General features: G+C 26.6%; 21 protein-coding genes and 2 other annotated features. Of the genes, 16 read left to right on the top strand and 5 right to left on the bottom strand.

Annotation, left to right across the window (positions count from 1 at the left end):
• Window positions 1-170 precede the first annotated feature (170 nt).
• The 15 genes from IC174_RS13620 (at window position 171) to IC174_RS13550 (ending at window position 17,914) form a co-directional block, all read left to right on the top strand.
• Entirely contained in the window at window positions 171-1,478 is a 1,308-nt protein-coding gene (locus IC174_RS13620; RefSeq protein WP_227483140.1) for a hypothetical protein, read from the top strand.
• A gap of 86 nt (window positions 1,479-1,564) precedes the next feature.
• Window positions 1,565-1,825, top strand: a binding site (T-box leader).
• 124 nt (window positions 1,826-1,949) lie between these two features.
• Window positions 1,950-2,753, top strand: coding sequence for an amino acid ABC transporter substrate-binding protein (locus IC174_RS13615; RefSeq protein ID WP_227435931.1), 804 nt, complete (start codon window positions 1,950-1,952; stop codon window positions 2,751-2,753).
• A gap of 37 nt (window positions 2,754-2,790) precedes the next feature.
• The gene (locus IC174_RS13610) at window positions 2,791-3,402 is read left to right on the top strand and encodes an amino acid ABC transporter permease (protein ID WP_227435933.1); all 612 of its coding nucleotides are present in this window, start codon (window positions 2,791-2,793) and stop codon (window positions 3,400-3,402) included.
• Window positions 3,403-3,434: 32 nt separating this feature from the next.
• Window positions 3,435-4,106 carry an amino acid ABC transporter ATP-binding protein gene (locus IC174_RS13605; protein ID WP_227435935.1) on the top strand — a complete coding sequence of 224 codons (672 nt, stop codon included), beginning with the start codon at window positions 3,435-3,437 and terminating at the stop codon, window positions 4,104-4,106.
• 458 nt (window positions 4,107-4,564) lie between these two features.
• Complete coding sequence (locus IC174_RS13600) at window positions 4,565-4,927, top strand: arsenate reductase family protein (RefSeq protein WP_227435937.1); 363 nt, start codon at window positions 4,565-4,567, stop codon at window positions 4,925-4,927.
• 824 nt (window positions 4,928-5,751) lie between these two features.
• Window positions 5,752-6,453 (top strand): DUF4253 domain-containing protein, encoded by a 702-nt coding sequence (locus IC174_RS13595; RefSeq protein WP_227435938.1) that lies wholly within the window; start codon window positions 5,752-5,754, stop codon window positions 6,451-6,453.
• A 364-nt stretch (window positions 6,454-6,817) separates the two neighbouring features.
• Window positions 6,818-7,636: an ATP-dependent sacrificial sulfur transferase LarE gene (gene larE, locus IC174_RS13590; protein WP_227483139.1), complete on the top strand. Its 819-nt coding sequence runs from the start codon at window positions 6,818-6,820 to the stop codon at window positions 7,634-7,636.
• Between the two features lie 53 nt (window positions 7,637-7,689).
• Window positions 7,690-8,838 (top strand): THUMP domain-containing class I SAM-dependent RNA methyltransferase, encoded by a 1,149-nt coding sequence (locus tag IC174_RS13585; protein WP_227483138.1) that lies wholly within the window; start codon window positions 7,690-7,692, stop codon window positions 8,836-8,838.
• A gap of 147 nt (window positions 8,839-8,985) precedes the next feature.
• A complete protein-coding gene (locus IC174_RS13580) occupies window positions 8,986-10,365 on the top strand; it encodes a hypothetical protein (protein ID WP_227435946.1) in 1,380 nt (459 codons plus the stop codon).
• 28 nt (window positions 10,366-10,393) lie between these two features.
• The gene (gene walR, locus IC174_RS13575) at window positions 10,394-11,092 is read left to right on the top strand and encodes a cell wall metabolism DNA-binding response regulator WalR (RefSeq protein ID WP_227435949.1); all 699 of its coding nucleotides are present in this window, start codon (window positions 10,394-10,396) and stop codon (window positions 11,090-11,092) included.
• Window positions 11,093-11,094: 2 nt separating this feature from the next.
• Complete coding sequence (gene walK, locus IC174_RS13570; RefSeq protein WP_227435951.1) at window positions 11,095-12,528, top strand: cell wall metabolism sensor histidine kinase WalK; 1,434 nt, start codon at window positions 11,095-11,097, stop codon at window positions 12,526-12,528.
• Window positions 12,529-12,549: 21 nt separating this feature from the next.
• Complete coding sequence (gene truA / locus IC174_RS13565) at window positions 12,550-13,290, top strand: tRNA pseudouridine(38-40) synthase TruA (protein WP_227483137.1); 741 nt, start codon at window positions 12,550-12,552, stop codon at window positions 13,288-13,290.
• 105 nt (window positions 13,291-13,395) lie between these two features.
• Window positions 13,396-13,603, top strand: a binding site (T-box leader).
• Between the two features lie 262 nt (window positions 13,604-13,865).
• On the top strand, window positions 13,866-15,065 hold the full coding sequence (locus IC174_RS13560; protein WP_227435954.1) for an argininosuccinate synthase: 1,200 nt from the start codon (window positions 13,866-13,868) through the stop codon (window positions 15,063-15,065).
• Window positions 15,066-15,462: 397 nt separating this feature from the next.
• Window positions 15,463-16,515 carry a BtrH N-terminal domain-containing protein gene (locus IC174_RS13555; RefSeq protein ID WP_227483136.1) on the top strand — a complete coding sequence of 351 codons (1,053 nt, stop codon included), beginning with the start codon at window positions 15,463-15,465 and terminating at the stop codon, window positions 16,513-16,515.
• 235 nt (window positions 16,516-16,750) lie between these two features.
• The gene (locus tag IC174_RS13550) at window positions 16,751-17,914 is read left to right on the top strand and encodes a MerR family transcriptional regulator (RefSeq protein WP_227483135.1); all 1,164 of its coding nucleotides are present in this window, start codon (window positions 16,751-16,753) and stop codon (window positions 17,912-17,914) included.
• 55 nt (window positions 17,915-17,969) lie between these two features.
• On the opposite strand, the gene IC174_RS13545 is transcribed toward IC174_RS13550, so the two are convergent.
• The 5 genes from IC174_RS13545 to IC174_RS13525 form a co-directional block, all read right to left on the bottom strand.
• Window positions 17,970-18,350 carry a DUF4363 family protein gene (locus tag IC174_RS13545; RefSeq protein ID WP_227435961.1) on the bottom strand — a complete coding sequence of 127 codons (381 nt, stop codon included), beginning with the start codon at window positions 18,348-18,350 and terminating at the stop codon, window positions 17,970-17,972.
• Between the two features lie 2 nt (window positions 18,351-18,352).
• Window positions 18,353-19,012 (bottom strand): DUF421 domain-containing protein, encoded by a 660-nt coding sequence (locus IC174_RS13540; protein WP_227435963.1) that lies wholly within the window; start codon window positions 19,010-19,012, stop codon window positions 18,353-18,355.
• Between the two features lie 107 nt (window positions 19,013-19,119).
• Window positions 19,120-20,091, bottom strand: coding sequence for a 3'-5' exonuclease (locus tag IC174_RS13535; RefSeq protein ID WP_227435965.1), 972 nt, complete (start codon window positions 20,089-20,091; stop codon window positions 19,120-19,122).
• 40 nt (window positions 20,092-20,131) lie between these two features.
• Complete coding sequence (locus IC174_RS13530) at window positions 20,132-20,482, bottom strand: hypothetical protein (protein ID WP_227483134.1); 351 nt, start codon at window positions 20,480-20,482, stop codon at window positions 20,132-20,134.
• A gap of 286 nt (window positions 20,483-20,768) precedes the next feature.
• Window positions 20,769-21,725, bottom strand: a complete 957-nt coding sequence (locus tag IC174_RS13525) for an L-threonine 3-dehydrogenase (RefSeq protein ID WP_227483133.1) — start codon at window positions 21,723-21,725, stop codon at window positions 20,769-20,771.
• Between the two features lie 439 nt (window positions 21,726-22,164).
• Between IC174_RS13525 and IC174_RS13520 the strand changes: the two genes are divergently transcribed.
• Window positions 22,165-22,335, top strand: coding sequence for a hypothetical protein (locus tag IC174_RS13520; RefSeq protein WP_227435972.1), 171 nt, complete (start codon window positions 22,165-22,167; stop codon window positions 22,333-22,335).
• Window positions 22,336-22,662 lie beyond the last annotated feature (327 nt).

Genomic DNA, 22,662 nt, shown 5'->3' with positions numbered 1-22,662 from the left:
TAATGTCTCTAACAAACGATGATACTAGAATGATACTGTTTTTATAAGAAATTATAAAATACATAATTAATAAAAATAATATATTGAATTATATAATAGATTGGGTTTTACTAAATAAAAAAGAAATGAAATCCCCATGTTATTATACAAAAGCAAAGGTGGGAATAAAAATGAAAGAAATTGATGATTCTATAACATCAGAATATTTAAGCTATGGTATCAATGAAGATATTAGTATCTATGAAGGTAGATTTTGTATATATTTAGATAAGAAATATAGATGTAATGGAAAAATTTATTATAAAATGACACCTCCAATATCCATAAGTTTTAAAGCAGATATAGGTTGCATTGAAGATATAGAAAATGAAGATGAGAACTTAGTTTTGGACTATGATAATGCTATTCTTGAAGTCTATGGTTATAAGATTATTTCTATAACAATAAACACTCTAAGTGATTTTGTGATAGAAGGATATATCAATGATGATTGTATAAAATCTAAAAACTCTTATGTTGAACATGTAGATTTTAATATAATAAACTTAGATAAAATACCTGGAAAACTTATAAAATACAATGATAAGGTATATGCAGGTAGAATTGAATTTGATATAAATGATTATGTTGTTACTATAGATAAACGGTATGATTATAGAAAAGAATTGAAGTCAGATTTAAAGTCTAAATCTGGTGCAATAATAACTCATATAGGTAGGATTAGAAGAAAAGATGGTAGAATTTTTAGAACTAATAATACAATAAATCTTTTAGATAGAATAGCAACAGCCTTGAGTTTTATGTGTGGCAGATATGTTGGATTTTGTTTGGCAAAAGGATATAGAAATGGTAATGAAGTTTATAGAATTTGGAATGAAAATCAAATAACACCTTTTAGATATGTACCAACATGGTCAGATACGCTGTCGAATTATCATAATATAGAAAAATATATAAGTCTCATGTGCAAAAAATTAGAAGATTTTTATTATGGTTCTGCGATAAAGAGTGTCGTTGATTGGTATATAGAGTCTCTTGGAAGTGTGACTATGGAAAATAATATAATATCTGTACAGATTGCACTTGAAACTTTGTCATATGTAGTGCTGGTAGAGCAAAATAAGGTGCTTACAGATGAAACTTTTGACCATAATTTGGCATCTAAAAATATCAGACTTCTACTTGATATATGTAAGATACCATATGGTAAATATGAGTTAGACATATTTGATAGCATGATAAAAAAGAAGTTTGATGATGGAATAGATTTAGTTATTTATTTAAGAAATAGTATAGTTCATCCAAGTAGAAAAGCTCATAGAGCTACATTAGAAGTTGAAGACATTTGGAATATCATTTCAATAGGAACAAGATATATTGAGCTTGTTTTGCTTTTTATTTTGGGATATAAAGGAGAGTATTCTAATAGATTGGTAGAACGATGCTATGGTGAGGTAGAAGTTGTACCTTGGAATTAGATTTTTATATTTATTTTAAAATATATATTGACAGATATTGCCTTATGATATAAAATCAATATCATAAATAAGAATTCAAAACAACATTAAATGCGATGAAAAGAAATAGTAAAAGTAGGTAATCTTAAACAGAGAGTTTCCGATTGGTGAGAGGAGCAATAGATTTTACTTTGAACACATCTTTGAGCAGGACTCTGAAAGAGTAAAAATACTTTACTAGGAGTTTCCCGGTATCCTTGCATCCGTTATAGTGCTAGAGTATAATTTTTATTGTACTTAAAGAGGTTAGTGTCGTGAGGCATTAATGAACAGAGGTGGAACCACGAGATTTAACTCCCGTCCTCTAGCAATAGCTAGAGACGGGAGTTTTTTAATATAATTTTTTAAGCGCGCAGAGAATTATATTGCAATAGATACATTTTTTCTGAAATAATCAAAATATTTAAAATTTAAAAGACGAGGGAGAATATTATGAAAAATATATTAAAAAAATTAGGATTATTTACAATTATGTTAGGTTTAGTAAGTGGAATGGCAGGTTGCTCAAAATCAGATAATGAAAAGGATAAAGATGCTTCAAATGCATCAAAAAAAGAGGTAATTGTAGGATTTGATAATACATTTGTACCAATGGGATTTTTAGATGAAAAAGGAGAAACAGTGGGATTTGATGTTGATTTAGCAAAAGAGACATTTAAGAGACTTGGAATGGAAGTTAAATTTCAACCAATAGATTGGTCAATGAAAGAAACAGAGTTAAATGATTCAAAAACTGTAGATGTATTATGGAATGGATATTCTATAACAGATGAGAGAAAGAAAATAGTATCATATACAGAACCTTATTTACAAAATAAACAAATAATAGTTACTTTAAGTGATTCAAAAGTAAATACAAAAGCTGATTTAAAAGATAAAGAAGTTGGAACTCAACAAGGTTCAACAGCTCTTGATGCAGTAGAAAAAGATAAAGATTTTATGAATAGCTTAAAGGGTGGAGCACCAGTTCTTTATGATACTTATGATAAAGCACTTAGAGACTTAGAGATAGGTAGAACTAGCGCAGTTGTTGGTGATGAAGTTTTAATTAGATACTATATGGGACAAAAAGGTGAAGATAAATATAAAGTATTAAAAGAAGATTTTGGATTAGAAGATTATGTTGTAGCAACATCTAAGGAAAATCCAGAACTTTGTAAAAAAATAAATGAAACATTAAAAGAAATGAAAAAAGATGGAGCTTTTGACAAAATTTATGATAAGTGGTTTAAATAAGAGATAAGTTAGCTGTTAAGAAGGGGGCACTAAAGGCATGTTACAAGGTTTAGAAATAGTTATAGCAATGTTTTGTATAACATTAATAGTATCAATTCCATTGGGGATTGGAGTTGCATTTTTAAGATTATCAAAAAATAAATTAATAAGTGGTATTACACAATGTTATATATTAATAATGAGAGGAACACCTTTACTTTTACAAATGATAGTTATATTTTATGGTTTACCTCTTATAGGAATTGTATTTGACAGGTTTACAGCTGGAATAGTAGCTTTCTTCTTAAATTATGCAGCATACTTTGCAGAAATATTTAGAGGTGGAATACAATCAATAGATAGAGGTCAATATGAAGCTTCAAAAGTACTAGGGTTTGACAAATTTACGATGTACAAGAGAATAATCTTTCCACAAGTTTTTAAAAGAATACTAGCACCTATTTCAAATGAAGTAATTACATTAGTAAAAGATACATCTTTAGTATATATATTAGGATTAAATGATATTTTAAGAATATCTCAAATAGCAATGAATAGAGAAGCAAGTTTGTTACCACTATTTGAGGCAGGAGCAATATATCTTATATTTGTAGCTATACTTACTAAGGGATTTGAATTACTTGAAAAAAAATATTCTTATTACAGATAAAGCTACAATAATTATAGGAGGAGGTTTTTTATATGTTGAAAATCAGGAATTTAAATAAATCATTTAAAAAAAATAAAGTGCTTAAAGATATTTCTTTTGAACTAGAAGAAGGTCAGATTGGAGTTTTGCTTGGTAAATCTGGTGCAGGGAAGACCACAATATTAAGATGTATAAATGGTCTTGAAGAATTTGATAGTGGAGAAATTATAATAGATAATGAAATAATAAAAAGCAAGAAAGACATGGCAAAAATACGTGGTAAAATAGGTATGGTTTTTCAAAACTTTAATCTATTTCCTCATATGACTGTCCTTGAAAATATAATTGAATCTCCAGTTAATGTTTTTAAAGTCCCTAGAGAGGAAGCTGAAAATAGAGCTAAAGAACTTTTGAGACTAGTTGATTTGGAAGAAAAATTGAACTCATATCCATTTGAGTTGTCAGGAGGACAGCAACAAAGAGTTGCAATAGCTAGGTCTTGTGCATTAATGCCAAAAGTTCTTTGTTTTGATGAACCTACTTCTGCACTTGATATTGATACTATTCAAAAAGTAGTAAATATAATGAATAGGCTTAAAGATAAAGGCATGACTATACTGATAATTACACATGATGTTGTATTTTCAAATAGTGTTGCTGATAAGATTATAAGTATAAAAGATGGTATAGTTGAGGATATTCAAATAAAAGAAAAAATTGTTTAAATTTTTAAAAACGAAATTTATATTGAAATTTTATAAAAAAATAAGAATTGTTTGTCTGACTTTTACAATGAAAAATATAAATTTTGATATATTAGAGCAGTTAAAATTTAATTTAACTGTGTGGCAAAAAAGTCGTGATATCAAACTGTCACGGCTTTTACATGTATACAAATTCAAAAAATGTATAATGTAAGATTAAAATTATAAAAATGCCATACTTCACACCAAAATAGCTAAAGAAAAAGTATGAGGAGGAAGAATTTATCATCAACAGTAGCAATTATAAATTTAATGAAAGCAAATATGGAGATTTTAATATAACTAAGACTGTATCTATTGATGCTAGAAAATTTGAACTGTTCTATCGTATTTATGATAAAACTTGATTATAATATACATATTATGGGTATAAAAATGTAAATATAGAGATAAAAAATTAGAAAGGAAGTTTTACTATAATGATTAAATTATATGGATATACAAAATGTTCTACAGTTAAAAAAGCAAAAAAATGGCTTAAAGAAAATAATTTGGAATTTGAGGATATAGATATGGTTCAAAATCCACCAACTAAAAATGAATTAGAATTAATTTATAATATTAGTGGATATGATATAAAAAAGTTTTTTAACACAAGTGGAATGAAATATAGAGAATTAGGTCTTAAAGATGTAGTAAAGACTGAGTCAGATGATAAACTGCTAGAAATATTAGTAAGTGATGGTATGCTTATTAAAAGACCACTACTATTTGATGGTAAAAATGTACTATTAGGGTTTAAAGAAGATGTATGGAAAGATATTTTATTAAAGGAAGAATAGAAATCAATGGGTGTATTAGTTAAAATTTTTAATTGGTACACCTATAAATTTATGTATTAAATTTACTTTTGTTATACATAAATAATAAGAAATACACGTGAATATACAACTCTAATAAATTTTACAGGTATATTATTCTACTATTTTCTCAATGCAGTTAAAATTTATACATAGTAATTACTGTTAATTACAAGTTAGAAAAGTACATTTCTAGTCTCTATGTAAGTGTTTTTAGTATTGGTATTAAAAGCACATCAATAGAATTATTAGCTATTAGATAGTAGAATCTTGTACTTTCTGAGTTTAATATATTAAATAAATACATATCTTTTCACATAAAAGTACTATTAAATCTAAATCTTGATTTTAATCTATTAATTCTTGCAAACATGCATGTGATTTATTAGAATTTATACTATACATAAAGTCTAATATTATTTATTATTTTGGGGATATTTGTTACTATTAAAAAAATTCACATTGACCTTGTCTCAAATAAATTTAATGTGAATAAATATACCCTTTCTTATACAAATTATATCATTTATTTTATTTAAAATAACATAATATTACAACGAATTATTACAAAATTACTTATTATTAACCATGAACATTTGTTTTGTGATATTATATTTATATGAGGATATTGTCATAAAAACGTTATATTTATACAAAAAATTAAATGAAAATTTATTTAATATGAATGTTTTTTATAAATTATACCTCTACTTATAGTTTTACAAATAATAATAGTATTTAAAAATTTGACAACAAAAAAAGAAAACTTTCAAAAGAATTAAATCTAAAAAGAATAGGAGATAAATATGGGTATTGAAGATTTATATGGTTTTGAATGTGTTCCTGTGAACAATGAGATTGATATTGACAATTTATTGGAGACAATGATAGAAGATGGAAAAGAAAAAGGATATACACCAATTATAATTATCGATGAAAAGGTAGGATTGCTAAAAGAAAACATTGATATTGTCAATAAAGAGTATGGTTCTCTTGAGAACTACAAAGAGCATTGTCTGAAAAAATATAATGAAATTGATGTAAATGAATTTTTCAAGTGTAGGAAGAGTGAAATTTCAGAGGTGGTAAAGGAACTCATAGAGTCAGAAGATATTTTTTGTGATTATAAAAGTTTTAACCCAATTACAAATATAGATATATTTCAAGAAAATAACAAAGTTTACATAGCTAAAGTTCCAACAACTAAACCTTATGAAGTATTTGCATATATACCAATTGGTGGATTTAACGATTGTCCTAGTGATGAAGAGCATATAGCAGTTGCAAAATATTGGTACGAAAACTATGGAGCATACCCAATAGCAATTGGATGTGACACAGTCCAATATTTTTCAAAAAATATACCTAGTGACAATACAATGTTCAATAACCTATGCATAGAGTTAATCTTGTACTGTGAAGATATTATTGTACAAGGATATGAGACATTAAGAGCTCTAAAAGAGGTAATACAAGATTCTACCATATGGCTTTTTTGGTGGGATTGATATAGGGCTCTGTAAACTATAAGTATTAAGTTTTTAAAACATTTTTAATGATAGTATCTTTTTGTAATTTACAATTATATCGATAAGAAGAGTAATTATATGAGAATAAAATCGTGAACTTAGCCATGAAGATAGGCTATTTAGGCTTCATGGCTTTTAAGTATATTACTGTATTACACTGTTTTGTTTTTATATAGTGTAATACAGCAATATGCTTAAATTGTAAAGATATAAATAAAAGTACTTTAATATTATAATTAATATATTTAAAAGTCATTCTAATTTTTTAAATATATACTTTATATGTTATAATCATTAAGTATGTAAAAAATAAGAATAGTTTTAGAGTTCATATTTTATTGATATGGAGGTAGATTTAGTGAAGGAAAGAGAAAAGTTAGAAAAATTAAGAGAAAAATTGATTGGATTAGAAAGTGTGGCAGTTGCTTATTCAGGTGGAGTTGACAGTAATTTCTTACTTAAAGTAGCAAGAGATACATTAGGAGATAATGTTATAGCTGTAACTATTCATGCAATGATGCACTCAAATAGAGAAATAGAAGAAGCAAAACAATATACTAAAAATTTTGGAGTTAAACATATTATATTAAGAATAGAAGATTTTGATTTAAAGGAATTCAAAGAAAATGGTGTTGAAAGATGTTATTATTGTAAAAAATATATATTTACTAAAATAAAAGAGGTCGCAAAGGAACATAATATAAAGTACATAGTAGATGGAACCAATGTAGATGATTTAGGAGACTATAGACCAGGTCTTAAAGCACTAAATGAACTAGAAGTAATTAGTCCATTGAAAGAAAGTGGATTAAAGAAAAATGAAATTAGGTTACTTTCAAGAGATATGAAGTTAGAAACTTTTAACAAACCATCATTTGCATGTCTGGCAAGCAGAATTCCTTATGGTGTTGAAATTACAGATGAAAAGCTTAGGATAATAGAAAAAAGTGAAGAATATTTATCTGATTTGGGCTTTTCTCAATTTAGAGTAAGAATGCATGGAGATATAGCTAGAATAGAAGTTAATCAGGAAGAATTAGGTAAATTTTTTGAAAATAACAATTTTAGTAAAGTTGACACTAAATTAAAAAAATTTGGCTTTAAATATGTTACACTAGATATGTCAGGATATCAAATGGGAAGTATGAATTTAAACATGTAAATAGGTTAAAAAATAAATAATCGTTGTAATTAATATAGGAAACAGGAGGTTTTATGAAAAACTATACATTAATATCGCCATGTTTTTTTGGAATGGAAAAAATGTTGGCTAGAGAAATTACTAATTTGGGATATGAAATAATAAAAACAGAAGATGGAAGAATAACATATAAGACTGATGAATTTGGGATAGCAAAATCAAACATGTGGTTAAGATGTGCAGAAAGAGTACATCTTAAGATTGCTGAGTTTGAAGCAAAAAGCTTTGATGAATTATTTGAAAATACAAAAAGGATAAATTGGTCTAAATATATACCTTATGGAGCTCAATTTCCTATTTCAAAAGCTTCTTCTATAAAATCAAAATTATACAGTACACCAGATGTACAAGCTATAGTAAAAAAAGCTATTGTAGAAAGCTTGAAGAAAAGTTATTTAGAGGATGGTTTGCTTAAAGAAGATAAAGAAAAATACCCTATATTTGTATTTATACACAAAGATAAAGTAACTCTTTCAATAGACACAACAGGAGATGCTTTACATAAAAGAGGATATAGAGAAAAAGCAAATAAAGCTCCGATAAGAGAAACTTTAGCTTCTGGACTTATCTACTTAACTCCTTGGAAAGCAGGTAGGACTTTAGTAGACCCTATGTGTGGTTCTGGTACTATATTAATTGAAGCAGCTATGATAGGTATAAATATGGCACCTGGATTAAATAGAGAATTTATATCAGAAAAATGGAGAACGCTTGATAAAAAGATTTGGTGGGATGTAAGAAAAGATGCTTTTAATAAAATAGACAATGAATCTAAATTTAAAATTTATGGATATGATATAGATGCAGAATGTATAGATATAGCTCGAGAAAATGCAGAAATAGCAGGTGTAGATGAATATATAGAATTCAATGTAGGAGATGCAACTGAGTTTGAGAGTGAAGAAGAATTTGGATTTATAGTTACCAATCCTCCTTATGGAGAACGATTGGAAGATAAGGATAGTGTTAAACAATTATATAAAGAGCTTGGTTATGCATTTAGAAAGTTAAAAAATTGGTCATATTATCTGATAACTTCCTATGAAGAATTTGAATATGAATTTGGACAAAAAGCAGCTAAAAAGAGAAAATTATATAATGGTATGCTAAAAACTAACTTTTTCCAATATCCAGGGCCTAAACCTCCTAGAAATAATAATTAGATTTTATATTTATCATAAGTTTTATCAAAATATAAAGTTTTGTTAAAATAAGTAAAACCTTATGAGGATTTGAAACGTCTAACTATTGTGAGGAGATTTTTGCGAGAAAAAAGAAAAATTTAAGATTGTAGGATTAGGAGGGGTTAAATGAAGTTATTAAAGCTTATTATTGTATCAGGCTTAATGATGTTATTTGTTACTGGATGTAATGTTAAAACTGAATCTCCAGAACAATTGGCAAAGATACCTAACTATGATGATACAAAAAAAGTATTGTACGATGGTATAGATCAGCTACTAAAACCAGACTCGTCTATGATATTGCCTTCTAATACAAAAGAGGTAGGAAAAATAAATAAGGTAGATTTAAATAGTGATGGAGTTGATGAATTAGTAGTATTTGAGCAAAAAGAAGATTTAAGTAATAATGTTAATAAAGTAGGTTTTGTAACTTTAAGTTACAATGGTGAAAAATATGTACTAGGAGACCATTATTTAGAAAATGGAGAATCAATAGAATATGCTAATTTCTATGATTTGGATTCAGATGGATATAAGGAAGTTATTTTACTTGTTAAATCCAAAGATAAAACTAATATGCATATATACAAAGTAAGGGATAATGAAATCACAAAAGTATACGATTTAGATGCTTCTTGGATTCAAAATAAAGAAGATTTTAACGATATGAAGGTAAAGATTGGTTATATAGATGGAGATGACAAGATAGATATATTAATGCTTCATTTGAATAATAAAACTAATGAGATGTTTGCAACTGTTGCAAATTTTGATGGAACTATGAAGGTTAAGGATTATGTCAAATTTGAAAATGTAAAAAATCTAAATGAGTTATATATAACTCTAGGTAATGTTGCTTCATCTGTTGGAAATTCAGCTGCATCCATCAAAGGTGTTGTACTAGATATTCCCATGTTAAAAGAAAATAATTATATCACACAGATATTATATATGAAAAATGATAAAATTCAAAAAGTGTTTAGTGATTATGATAAAACTATTACTAAACCTTATTACATACCTGTTGATGATGTTGATAAAGATAAAATTATAGAGATACCTATAGTTGCTGGAGGGAATAGAAATACTTATACCTCTAAAGCATCTGCTAATATAAGTTGGTACAGATGGAATGGGAAAGAAGATTCTAATTCAAAATTAATATTTATAAGCCAGATATACTATAATTATAAATACAATTTTAGATTATTTATGCAAAATAATTTAGTAGATAAAATAATTGTTGAACAAGAATTTGTTGGGGAAAAAGCTGTATTTAAATTTTACTATTTTGATTATTCAGAACGTAAGAATTTATTTAATATAATAGTAGAGAGTAAAAATAAACTTGAAGATAGAAAAAGTGCAAATACACAAAATTCTATTGTACTTCAAGAAAGCGATGAATATACTTTTTTACTAACTATAAATGATGCAAATGAAATGGATAAGTTAGATATTACGATAGACGCATTAAAAGAGTATTTCTCATTAATATATGGTTAATATTACACTCAATTGGAGGTTTTATTTTATGAAGGAAAAAATACTTATACTAGAAGATGAAATTGGAATTAGAAGTTTTGTCAGTATAAACTTAAAAAGAGAAGGCTATGAAATAGTTGAAGCAGGTACTGGTAGAGAAGCTATAGAAAAAATGACAACAGAAAGTGATATTACAATAGCTCTTTTAGATGTAATGCTTCCAGATATAAGTGGGATAGAGGTTTGTAAGTTTATAAGGGAAAATTTTGATCAAGTTGGGATAATAATGCTTACTGCAAAAGCTCAAGAAGATGATAAAATAGAAGGATTTATTTCAGGAGCAGATGATTACATCATAAAACCATTTAGTATAAAGGAACTTTTAGTTAGGGTTTCTGCTCTTATCAGAAGAGTTGCAAAAGATGATTCAAATGTTAAGTCAAGTGAGATAGTCTCGCCACCATTTATACTTGATATAGATAAAAGAAAATTATTTAAGAATGGTAAAGAGATTGAACTTACTCCAACAGAATTTTCAATAGTAAAATATTTGATATCAAATGCTAAACAATCATTAAGTAGAGATCAGATATTAGATGAGGTATGGGGAACTAATTATTTGTATGATTTTAAAATAGTAGATGTAAATATAAGAAGGATAAGAAATAAAATAGAAGATGACCCATCAAAACCAAAATATATACAAACTATTTGGGGTTATGGATACTGTTTTAGAAAGGAAGAATAATAGTGTTACATTTTGAAGGTCTGAGAAAAAAAGTAATAAAAAACTATTTTATAATAATTATTATAATGGTAACTCTGTTTGAAGGGCTATTCATGTTTTATATACAAAACTATTACTATGATTCTGTTAAACAGTTACTTGAATCTGAAATAAAATACGCTGATGAATATAATGCTATTACAATGGAAACTACAAGCTTTGAGAAAAAAGTTAAAAATATTTTTGATAAACAGCCATTAACAAAGAATTCAGAATTTGGGATTTCGATAATAGATAAGAATAAAAATGTTATATTGGACCAATATGGATTTAAAAGTAAAGAAAAAGCAAATTATGAAGATGTAGATAATGCATTAAGAGATGTAAAGACTAAAAATTTAACACCATATACTTATAAAATACCAGATACAGGAGAGCATGTCATGAGCATCTCCTTACCACTCAAAGTAAATAATATTATAGAAGGTGTTGTTAGATATACTGTTTCATTAGATGGAATTGATAACGCCATATTAAAGCAAGCTACATGGCTTATATTGGCGGGAATATTCATACTTATTATAGCTATATTAATAAGTCTCAAATTTGCTGAGACTCTTATAAAACCATTGAGAGAGCTAAAGAAGTTTGCAAACGAATTAGCTGTAGGAAACTACAATATAAAATTGGAAAATATGAAGATTGTAGATGATGAAATTGGTGATTTAGCACAGACATTTGAACATATGGCACATGAAATTGATAAGAGTGAAAAATTGAAAGAAGAATTTATATCTTCTGTATCTCATGAGTTGAGAACCCCTCTTACATCTATAAAGGGATGGAGTGAAACATTAGGATATGAAAGTATAACTAGAGAAGAGTTAGATTTAGGTCTAGGTATTATACAAGATGAGACAGAAAGACTTATAAAGTTGGTAGAAGAATTATTGGATTTCTCAAGGCTTTCTTCTGATAGGATAAAGCTTCATATTGATATAGTTGATGTTGAAGGATTAGTTGTTGGGGTTGTAAATCAGTTGAAAGTTAAAGCAGCCGAAAAAGATATATCACTTTTATTTGAATTTGAAAATGAATTCATAGAAAATATCCAAGGAGATAAAAATAGACTAAGACAAGTTCTTATAAATTTAATACAAAATTCATTTAAATTCACTAGTCAGGGTGGTTACATAAAAGTTGTAGCTTCTCAGGATGAAGATATAACAACTATATCAGTTGAAGATAATGGTTCAGGTATAGAAAAGCAAAATTTAAATAAAGTTTTAGATAAATTTTTCCAAGAGGATTACAACAAGGCTGGCAGTGGATTAGGTCTTGCAATTAGTAATGAAATTGTAAAACTTCATGGTGGAGTAATGAAAATAGAAAGTGAAAAGAATGTTGGAACAAAAATAACTTTTAATATAAAAAATAAATTTGCTAAACAGGCATAAATTCTTAGAAAGAGGATTAAGATGAGAAATATAAAAATGATAGTAGCATATGATGGTTCAAGATACAAAGGTTATCAAAAATTAGGCGATAATGACATGACTATACAAGAAAAGCTTGAGTCTGTCTTAAGTAAAATGGCCAATGAAACTATTGAGATAATTGGTTCTGGGAGAACTGATATGGGAGCACATGCAAGAGGCCAAGTTATAAACTTTAAAACAAATTGTATGGATTCAGTAGATAAAATTCAAAAATATCTATATGAATATTTGCCAGAGGATATAGTTGTAAAAACTGTTGAGGAAGTTGATGAAAGATTTCATTCAAGATACAATGTAAAATCAAAAACTTATTTATATAAGATTGATAATAACAAATATCACAGTCCTTTTATGAGAAAGTATGCTGCACACATAAGTAAAAAATTAGATTTAGATAGGATGAGAAAAGCAAGTGAGTATTTAATAGGAGAACATGATTTTACTAGCTTTGCTTCTTCTAAGTCTAAGAAAAAATCTAATGTAAGAGAAATTTACTCAATAAATATAAAAGAAAATGATGATATTGTAGAAATATATATAGAGGGAAATGGATTTTTATATAATATGGTAAGAATAATAGTAGGAGCATTAATAGATGTTGGCCTTAAAAGAAAAGCACCACAAGATGTTAAGCATATGCTTGAGTCGAAAGACAGAAGCAAGTCATCAGACACCGCACCAGCTAAAGGACTATGCCTTTGGAAAGTAAAATATGAGTAAGCTTAAAGAGAAAATATTTTAAAAAGAAAATAAATTATATAGTTGACATAAATGGAAAAATAAACTATTATATATTCTATAAGAGATGTCTAAAAAATTTGATATTTAAATCCGATGAAAAAGAGAGTAACTTTTATGTATTTTATAGAGAGCTGAGGATGGTGGAAGCTTAGCAAATAAGTATTAGTGAAAAGAACTTTGGAGGATGCTAATTGAATTTAGTATGTTAGTAGGTAATCTCGCCTTAAGAGAAAGAGTGGATAAGTTTATCTTATCAATTAGAGTGGTAACGCGGATATATTTCGTCTCTTGGTTTTTCCAAGAGGCGTTTTTTAATATATTTATTTACTAATATGTATTTAGTAGTTATACATTTACTGATTGATTAGCTAAGTTTATCAATAAGAGTGGTACCGCGGATATTTCGCCTCTTAGTATTTAAAAATACTGAGGGGTTTTTTTAGTATTAAAATGATTTTATAAGAATCTATATTTTTAAAGTCATTCAATATTAAGAGTTTCTATTAAAAAATAAAAAATATAAAATTATAATTTAAAATTGGGAGGAATTAACAATGAAGGAAAAAGTAGTATTAGCATATTCAGGAGGACTTGATACATCAATTATAATACCTTGGTTAAAGGAAAATTATGAAGATATAGAAGTTATAGCTGTTTGTGGAAATGTAGGTCAAGAAGATAAAATGGAAGATGTTTATGAAAAAGCTTTACAAAGTGGAGCATCAAAAGCCTATGTAGATGATATAAGTGAAGAGTTTGTGACGGAAACTATATTTAAAGCTGTAAAAGCAGAAGCAAAATATGAAGGAAAATACTTATTAGGAACTTCTTTAGCAAGACCTATAATAGCTAAAAAATTAGTTGAAGTTGCTCATAAAGAAGGAGCAAAATATATATGCCATGGATGTACAGGAAAAGGTAATGACCAAGTTAGATTTGAAGCTACAATTGCAGCCCTTGACCCAACTATAAAAGTTATAGCTCCTTGGAGAATATGGGATATAAAATCAAGAGAAGATGCTATAGATTATGCTGAGAAACACAACATAAAAGTAACAGCAACTAAAGCTAAAATATATTCAGTAGATGCTAACCTTTGGCATGTATCAACAGAAGGTGGAGACATAGAACATTTACAAAATGAACATAAAAAGGATGTATATAAACAATGTGTAGACCCTGAGGATGCATGTGATGTAGCTGAATATGTAGAGGTTTATTTTGAAAAAGGTGAGCCTAAAAAGATAAATGGTGAAGAATTATCTCCAGTGGCATTAATTCATAAATTAAATGAGTTAGGTTGTAAGCATGGAATTGGAGTTATAGATATAGTTGAGAATAGACTTGTTGGTATGAAATCAAGAGGTATATATGAAACTCCAGGAGGAACAATTCTTTATGAAGCACACAATATTTTAGAAAGTGCTACTTTAGATAAAGACACACTACACTTTAAGCAAATGATATCTTACAAATATGGAGAGCTTATTTATAATGGATTATGGTACTGTAAATTAAGAGAATCTATAGATGCATTTATGGAACAAACTCAAGATAATGTTACAGGGACAGTAAAAGTTAAACTTTACAAAGGTAATATAAAACCTGCTGGAATATTTACTGAAAATGCACTTTATGATGAAGGAATATCTTCTTTTGGAGATAGTGAACTTTATGACCATAAAGATGCAGAAGGATTTATTAATTTATTTACTTTACCACTAAAAATTAGAGCTATGAAGGCTGGGAAATAATAGAATATAGTAAATTAAAATTATTAGAGTATATAAGAAACGTTTTTTAGTTTTTTATATACTCTTTTTTATATAAAATTATTATATTATTTGTAATAATTTATTTGATTACAATACAAGAAATTTTAAAACTTATTTTTCTCAAGATTTTCTACTTATTTACAAGCATTAAAAGTCTAATTTTATTATAAGTTACACAATATGAATACTTATTTTTGAATTTTGCCATTGACTCTCACATTATAGGAGGGTTTATACTGGGTTTAATTAAAAATATACATGAAAAAGCTACTAATCGTAGAAGGCAATAACCATATCATTTAAAATTATAAAGATATAATTTATGAAAACACTATTAATTCCATAATGAAATTATTTATAAATGGAGGTAAATTAAATGAGGAAAATAATTGAAATAAAGCACCATTTACATGATTATGAATGTATGTGGAATGGTATAGAAGATATATATATGAATAAAATGGGTGAATCTCTGCCAAATGATTTTTTCTTTTTATTATCAGGTTTTGGCTCGTTTTGTTATCTAAAAACAAATAAAAAAGAATTAAAGAGAATGGTTGCTTTGGGGGATGGAAGAACCAAAAAAATGTATGAATTTTTAGCACCTATTGTTGGTTTTGAATATAAACACTATGAGTTTAAAAAGTATGAACAAGCTTTAAAAAAAGCAAAATCAGAAATTGATTCTGGTTATCCAGTTGTTTTAGGAGCCTTAGATATGTATTATCTGCCATATTATGAAAAATTATATCATAAAGAGCATATTCCTTTTCATTATGTGCTTATGGTAGGGTATGATGATATAGAAGAAAGAATATATTTATATGATTGTGGGATAACTGATTTAATCTCTATTTCTTATGATGAACTATGTGAATGTATGAATTGTAGTTATCCTGGATTAAGCAAAGCGAATACAATTTGTACAGTTAGAATGAATAGTTCAAAGAATAAATATCATATTGCTCAAGAAGCACTCGCTATAAAGCGTGATATGTTTTTAAATCCACCTACAGGGTTTTTAGGATATAAAGGTTTTGAAAAGTTTATCAAAGAATTGTCACAATGGAAACATGAACTGGAAAAAGATGACTATGATAGGATTTTAGCTAATATGGTTATGTTTTTTGGAACAGTACCAACTATTCCAAATGCAATCAAAGGAATTGAAGAACCAGATAGTGTCGAATTTAAAGGTGGTTTTGATAAAATGAGCAAGATGCTTAAATCTATTGGAACTGAATACAAAAATGACTGTTGGGTACAAGTAGCAGAGATTTTTGAAGAAAGCGCAATTATAATTGAAAAAATATCTAATATAATAATAGATTATTTATTGAATAAGGATGATGAAACTGAAAAACTTCCTTTACTATTTTCCGAAATTTTGAAACAAATGAAATCTGGATACTTAATGTTAGGTATATGAATATAGAACAAGATTTCTTTTTAATAATGTTAGGAAAAAGTATATTAACTAGATAATCAAAATTTAAATATGAAATGAGTTCAAAAAATCAAATTATATATTTATAAAGTGTTGACTCTAACACCACGTTATATTGTAATATGAAAACATAGTTTGAAAATATTAATAAATACTGATAGATATATAAATATTTATTAATATTCGTAGCTGTAAAATAAAATTTTGAGGTGAGGCAATGAGAACAGTAAAACAAGTTTCAGATTTGACAGGAATAAGTGTGCGCACATTACATTACTATGACGAGATAGGTTTATTAAAACCAAGTGAAATTACAGAAGCAGGGTACAGGTTTTATGATGATGAAGCTATTAAAACGCTTCAACAAATTTTATTTTTTAAAGAGCTTGAGATACCTTTAAAAGAAGTTAAAGATATAATGTTAAGCCCATACTTTGATAAAATGCATGCTCTAGAAAGTCAAAGAAAGCTACTTATTATAAAACGTAAAAGATTGGATAGTCTAATAGAAATTATAGACAAAACGTTAAAAGGAGAAAATGTAGTAAACTTCAAAGAATTTGATATGAGTGAATATTTTAAAGTATTAGAGGAATTTAAAATAGAGCATGAAGATAAAGTAATTAAAATTTATGGTAGTGTAGAGAAATATAATGAACATATTGAGAAGTTTAAATCTAAAGAAGATGAAATTGCTAAAATGGCTATAAAAATATATGGAAGTATTGAGAAATATTCTGAGGCTATAAAGAAAAATTTTAATAGTGATATATTGACTTTAGCAGAACAATTTGATGAATTTAAAAAAGACTGTTTGGAAGATAATCATCCAAAATTAAGTGAACTATATAAAATACTTGTAGCAGATTTAAATAAAAATCCTTTATCAAAGGAACTTCAAAAAATTGCTAAAGAGATAACAGATACATCTAAGAAAGATTATGAACTTTTTAATATGGAGTATGGAGATGATAATTGGTATAGCATGGTGCAAAATTATTTACTAAATCCTATATGGATAAAAGAAGTTGATAAAAAGTATGGTAATGGAGCGTGTAAATTTATTGGAGAAGTTTTGAAGAGTTATTTAGGTAATAAACAACCCAAAATAAACATATTATATGAAAAGCTTGTGGCAGACTTAAGTAAAAATCCTTCTTCAGAAGAGATTCAAGATATTGTTGGAGATATAGTATATGAAACTAACCGAATGAATGAATTTTACAAGATAGATGAAGGAGAGAATTATTTAGATTATTTGTCAGAACTTTATTTACAAAATTCTAGCTATATACAGGTGACTGATAAGAAATATGGTAAAGGAGCATCCAAATTCATTGGAGAAGCTCTAAAAATTTATTCTGATAGTAGTAAATTGTAAATAAACAAATAAGGATATAGAATCATTACTTTATCTATATCCTTACTTGTGACTGTTAAAATATATAATTTATATCAAACTTAACACTTTCAACAATATTTCCTAAATATGTTTTTATGCTTTCAACTTCTTCTAAGGATTTTAATTTATTTTCAGTATAAATTGCTTTATCAAGAATATTAAATTTTAGACCTATTTCGTCAAAGTATTCATGATTTAAAACTTTATACCAATGATTTCTTTCTTTAGACCATCTAGTAGATATAGAATCAGCTTCTTTTTGAGCTTTTTCCCATTCTTCATTTTCTATAGATTTCTCTAATATAGACATATTGTTTTTGTAATCTTCCGTAAAATCATATAGTTTATTATTAACATAAAATCCAAATAGCATAAATAAAACAGCCCATAGTATAACAAATGTTGTAGATTTCAATATTAATCACCCTTCTTATTTTGAATAAATATTTTGTCATTTTCATCTAAAACACAAATAAGAACATCTTTAAAAGTTTCTATGTGGTTAGACTTTAAGATACCCATTAACCAGTTAGTATCTTTTTCAGCCATATCAAGATTTTTATTTATTATTTTACCATCCAAAATAAGTGGAATTGGTAAATGGTTAAAAGCTCTTGGAGGAGTACTATTATAACTTGATGCTGGAACCACACTTAAATTACCATCAGTCTCTAAAATAGCATATTGTACATCTTTTATGTTGAAGTAACCTTGAATTCTCAATTGTTCTAACAACTCATCTATACTAACTCTTTCTTTTTTAAGTTCATTATATACAATCTTTCCTTTGTCAATTAAGACAGAAGGTTTACCTGATAAAAATGAACTTAATTTTCTGCTTTTTAAGGATAAAAATGAAATTAGAGTCTGCATAATTACAAGGCCAGTTATTGCTGCAACACCATTTATAATTGGTATATTATTATTTTCCATTGGGACGGATGCAACTTCTGCAATTAAAAGTGTTATGACCAAATCAAAACAGTTCATTTCAGCGATTTCACCTTTTCCCATGACTCTAAGTGCAATCAACACTGTTATGTATAATATAATACTTCTTATTAATACCACTGTCATATCTATCAATTACTCCTTTAAAAAATATTTATACTAAGTTAGTATATCCTATATAAAAAAAATAATTCAGATTATAAAAAATACCTTAAACAATTGAATTCAATCATTTAAGGTACTCTTGATAATCTCAATATTAAATTTTTTATGGATTTTCTATTACTTTTATTTATCTTAACTACAGATTCAACAAAATTCTTTTTATCACCTAATTTCAATACAAAATCAGGATATTCTTCAAATTCATTGAGCTTTATTAATTTAAAAGAAGAAGATAAGTTTTTGAAGTTGATAATTTTAGAATTATTTACTAATACACTTCTTTTTTTAAAATAAATATCTTTTTTACTTATATTTAATATATTGAATATTTGTTTAAGATACATTATTATATCTTCTGGAGTCTTATCAAATTTAAGTTCAAAATTTTCATCCTCAAAATAGGGAATATAATATAAAGGATTTTTAATAGGAGGCAGTTTATTGTATAATTCTTCAAGTGTATTAGTATCTTTAGGATAGTTAAGGTAAAAGCATTTACATACATTCATTAAATCCAGAGCATCTGAAAGTGAATTATGTTTAATTTCTCCCTCTACAGAAAAAATCTTTTTCATATTTAGTAAAGATAGTTGCTTAGATAAGACTCTATTTTTATATGTAATATGCTGAGATATAAAAGGTTGAATATCAATCATCATATTGAATAACTCTAAGCAGGTACCCGCATATTTATATACTCTAAAGGAATTTAGAAGACCAGCAATATCAAAATCACCCCAATTATATATTGTAACATCGCTAAATTTTTTAAACCATTTGAAAAAATCATCCATAACATATAAAAGATTAGGAGCATTATTAATTTCTAACTGGTTTAATTTAGTGAGTTTTTTACACTTAAATGAAAGTATTTCATTGTATTTTGGTTTAACTAAAGAATAATAATCATCAACTATATTAAAGTCATTATCTACCAAAACACAACCTATTGAAATCAATTCAGCTCCACTATATTCTAGCTTGTATTTATTATCATCTAATATATTAAATTCAAAGTCTATAAATAACTTGTATTTCATAAATTAAAAGCACATCCTCATAGATATTTATTTAATGAGATTAAGCGTCATAAGAATCAATTGATATAATGATTCTGAACATCAAAGGCTCATTACAACTTTTATTTATTTCGTAATTTAAATCAAAGGAATCTTTTAAGATAGAATTTATAAGTATTCTTTCCCAACCTATTTTTAGATTAACCTTAGCTTCTAACAATTTAGTTTCTATCTTTTTAAATATTTCTATATTCGCGGGTATTATACTGAGTTCAATATTACTTTTAAATGGGTTAGATTTTAAATCAGTTATAAGAATGATCTTTAATTCTTCTGTAAGTTCAGAGATTAAATTATTGCCTATATATTCTTTAATTATTTCTTCTCTAATTTCTCTTAAATTTAGCAACATTAACACCTACTACTTGTATTATAATATGCAAAGTATAGTAAAATTTGATTAAGTTTTTTTATTATACTTGCAATAGTAGCTTTTTCCTTTCTGTTTATTTTTATATGATTAATCCATATTAGAAAACTACTAATATGCTTATAAAGAATAGTTTGTTGTATGTTAAAAATAAAAACTGTTAGTCTTTCAGAGAATAAAAGCTATGTAAAAGTGAAGATTATAAAATAGAATCATAAATATAAGATGTTTTATTCTCTGAATTTTTTGGTACTAAATTCTTAATTTGTTATTTGCCAATTCCTTTTTCTGATAATTTTTCTAGCATATCCTTAGTCATTTTATCTAAATCATAATTAGCTTTAAAACTCCATTCATTTACAGCACTGCTACTATCTAATGAATTAGGCCAAGAATCAGCTATACTTTGTCTTACAGGGTCTACATCATACTCTATTGTAAAATCGGGTATGTATTTTTTTATAGAATCAGCTATTTCTTCAGGAGCAAAACTCATAGCAGTGATATTAAAAGCATTTCTATGAATAAGTTTTTCAGCTGGAGTTTCTATTAAATCTACTATAGATTGAAGAGCATCAGGCATGTACATCATATCCATTTTTGTACCTTCTGCTATGTAAGACTTATATTTTTTATTTTTTAATGCTTCATAATATATGTCAACTGCATAGTCTGTAGTTCCACCACCAGGAGGAGTAACGTAAGAAATAAGACCAGGAAATCTAACTCCTCTAGTATCCACTCCAAATTTTGAATGATAATAATCACATAGTAATTCACCAGATACTTTAGTTACACCATACATAGTATTAGGTCTTTGTAGTGTATCTTGAGGAGTCATGTTTTTTGGAGAATTTTCACCAAATGCAGCTATTGAACTAGGTGTAAAAAACTTACAATTCAATTCTCTAGCTATTTCAAGACCATTTATCAATCCATCCATATTTAAATTCCAAGCTTCTAAAGGTTTACTTTCTGCAACTGCTGAAAGCAGAGAAGCTAGATGAATTATAGTATCCACATCATATTTTTTTGCGATTTCAAAGAATCGATTTTTATCTGTGACGTCTAATATTTCAAATATACCAGATTCACATACAGGATTTCCTTCTTTTGTTCTTCTTGAGCTAGCAATTACATTTTGTTCTCCATATTCATTTCTTAGCTTGAGTGTTAATTCTGAGCCTATTTGTCCTAATGCACCTGTTATAAGTATTTTTTTCAATTTGCTAACCTCCTTAGAGTTTAATTTGTGTATTATTGCTTATTTTTATTTTAGCAAATCTTTTGTTTAAATACAAAGAATTAAACTACTTAATGCATTACTTAATTTAATAAATTATAATAAATGTTTCAGAGTTTAATGTAATAAATATCAAAATTAAGTATATAGCATATAGGTAAGACATAGTAATAGTAACGTTTATATATTATTTATGAAATTGTTTTTAAAGATAGGTAAAGTACAAAGAGAGTCAAAGTGGACAGTGGATTAAGTTTAAAAAGTAATATTTATAAGATTACTTTTGTTTAAATTCTAAATTTATTCTAATGTACTTCACATATATTACATATATAAAGTTTAAAATTACTACAAAGATAAGCATTAAGTAAGATTAAAAATTAAATTAATTTGTATAAAAGTTTAAAGGAGATAAATTTATATGTTATATAGAGTTGATAGAGATAAAATATCTAATATTGGAATACTGGAATGTGCTACATTAATAAGAAAATTAGCACAAAAAATAGCTAAGGAAAAGGGCATAAAGGAACAAGAAGCATGGAATGATGCTGTTAGTGTATATAAACAAAAGTATAGGTATTTAGTTTAAAGAATAACTTTGATATATCCTTCCCATAAAATCTGAGAATAAAAATTATATGTTTTTATAAGCGTATTTCTTATTAAATTAAATCTTAATGAGGTATAAATATAGAGTATGTGACTAAGTCACAGAAATCAAAGTAAATTTAGGATATAATATTAAGATATAACAAAGATGTTTCTACAAATAAAAAAGTATCATAAGTATTGAACTGAGTATAAATGTTGTTTTTAGTTTAGTTGTAACTTATTGTAGTTTTTTGTTAAACATTGTTTTGTAATATTTGAAGTATTAGACAATCAAATGAATAAAATTATGAATTTTTTGAAGTAA

Origin of the sequence: Clostridioides sp. ES-S-0001-03, assembly GCF_020676075.1 — a bacterium.
GTDB lineage: Bacteria > Bacillota > Clostridia > Peptostreptococcales > Peptostreptococcaceae > Clostridioides.
The sequence above is the reverse complement of the archived record's forward strand: the minus strand, read 5'-3'. Positions and strand labels throughout refer to the sequence as shown.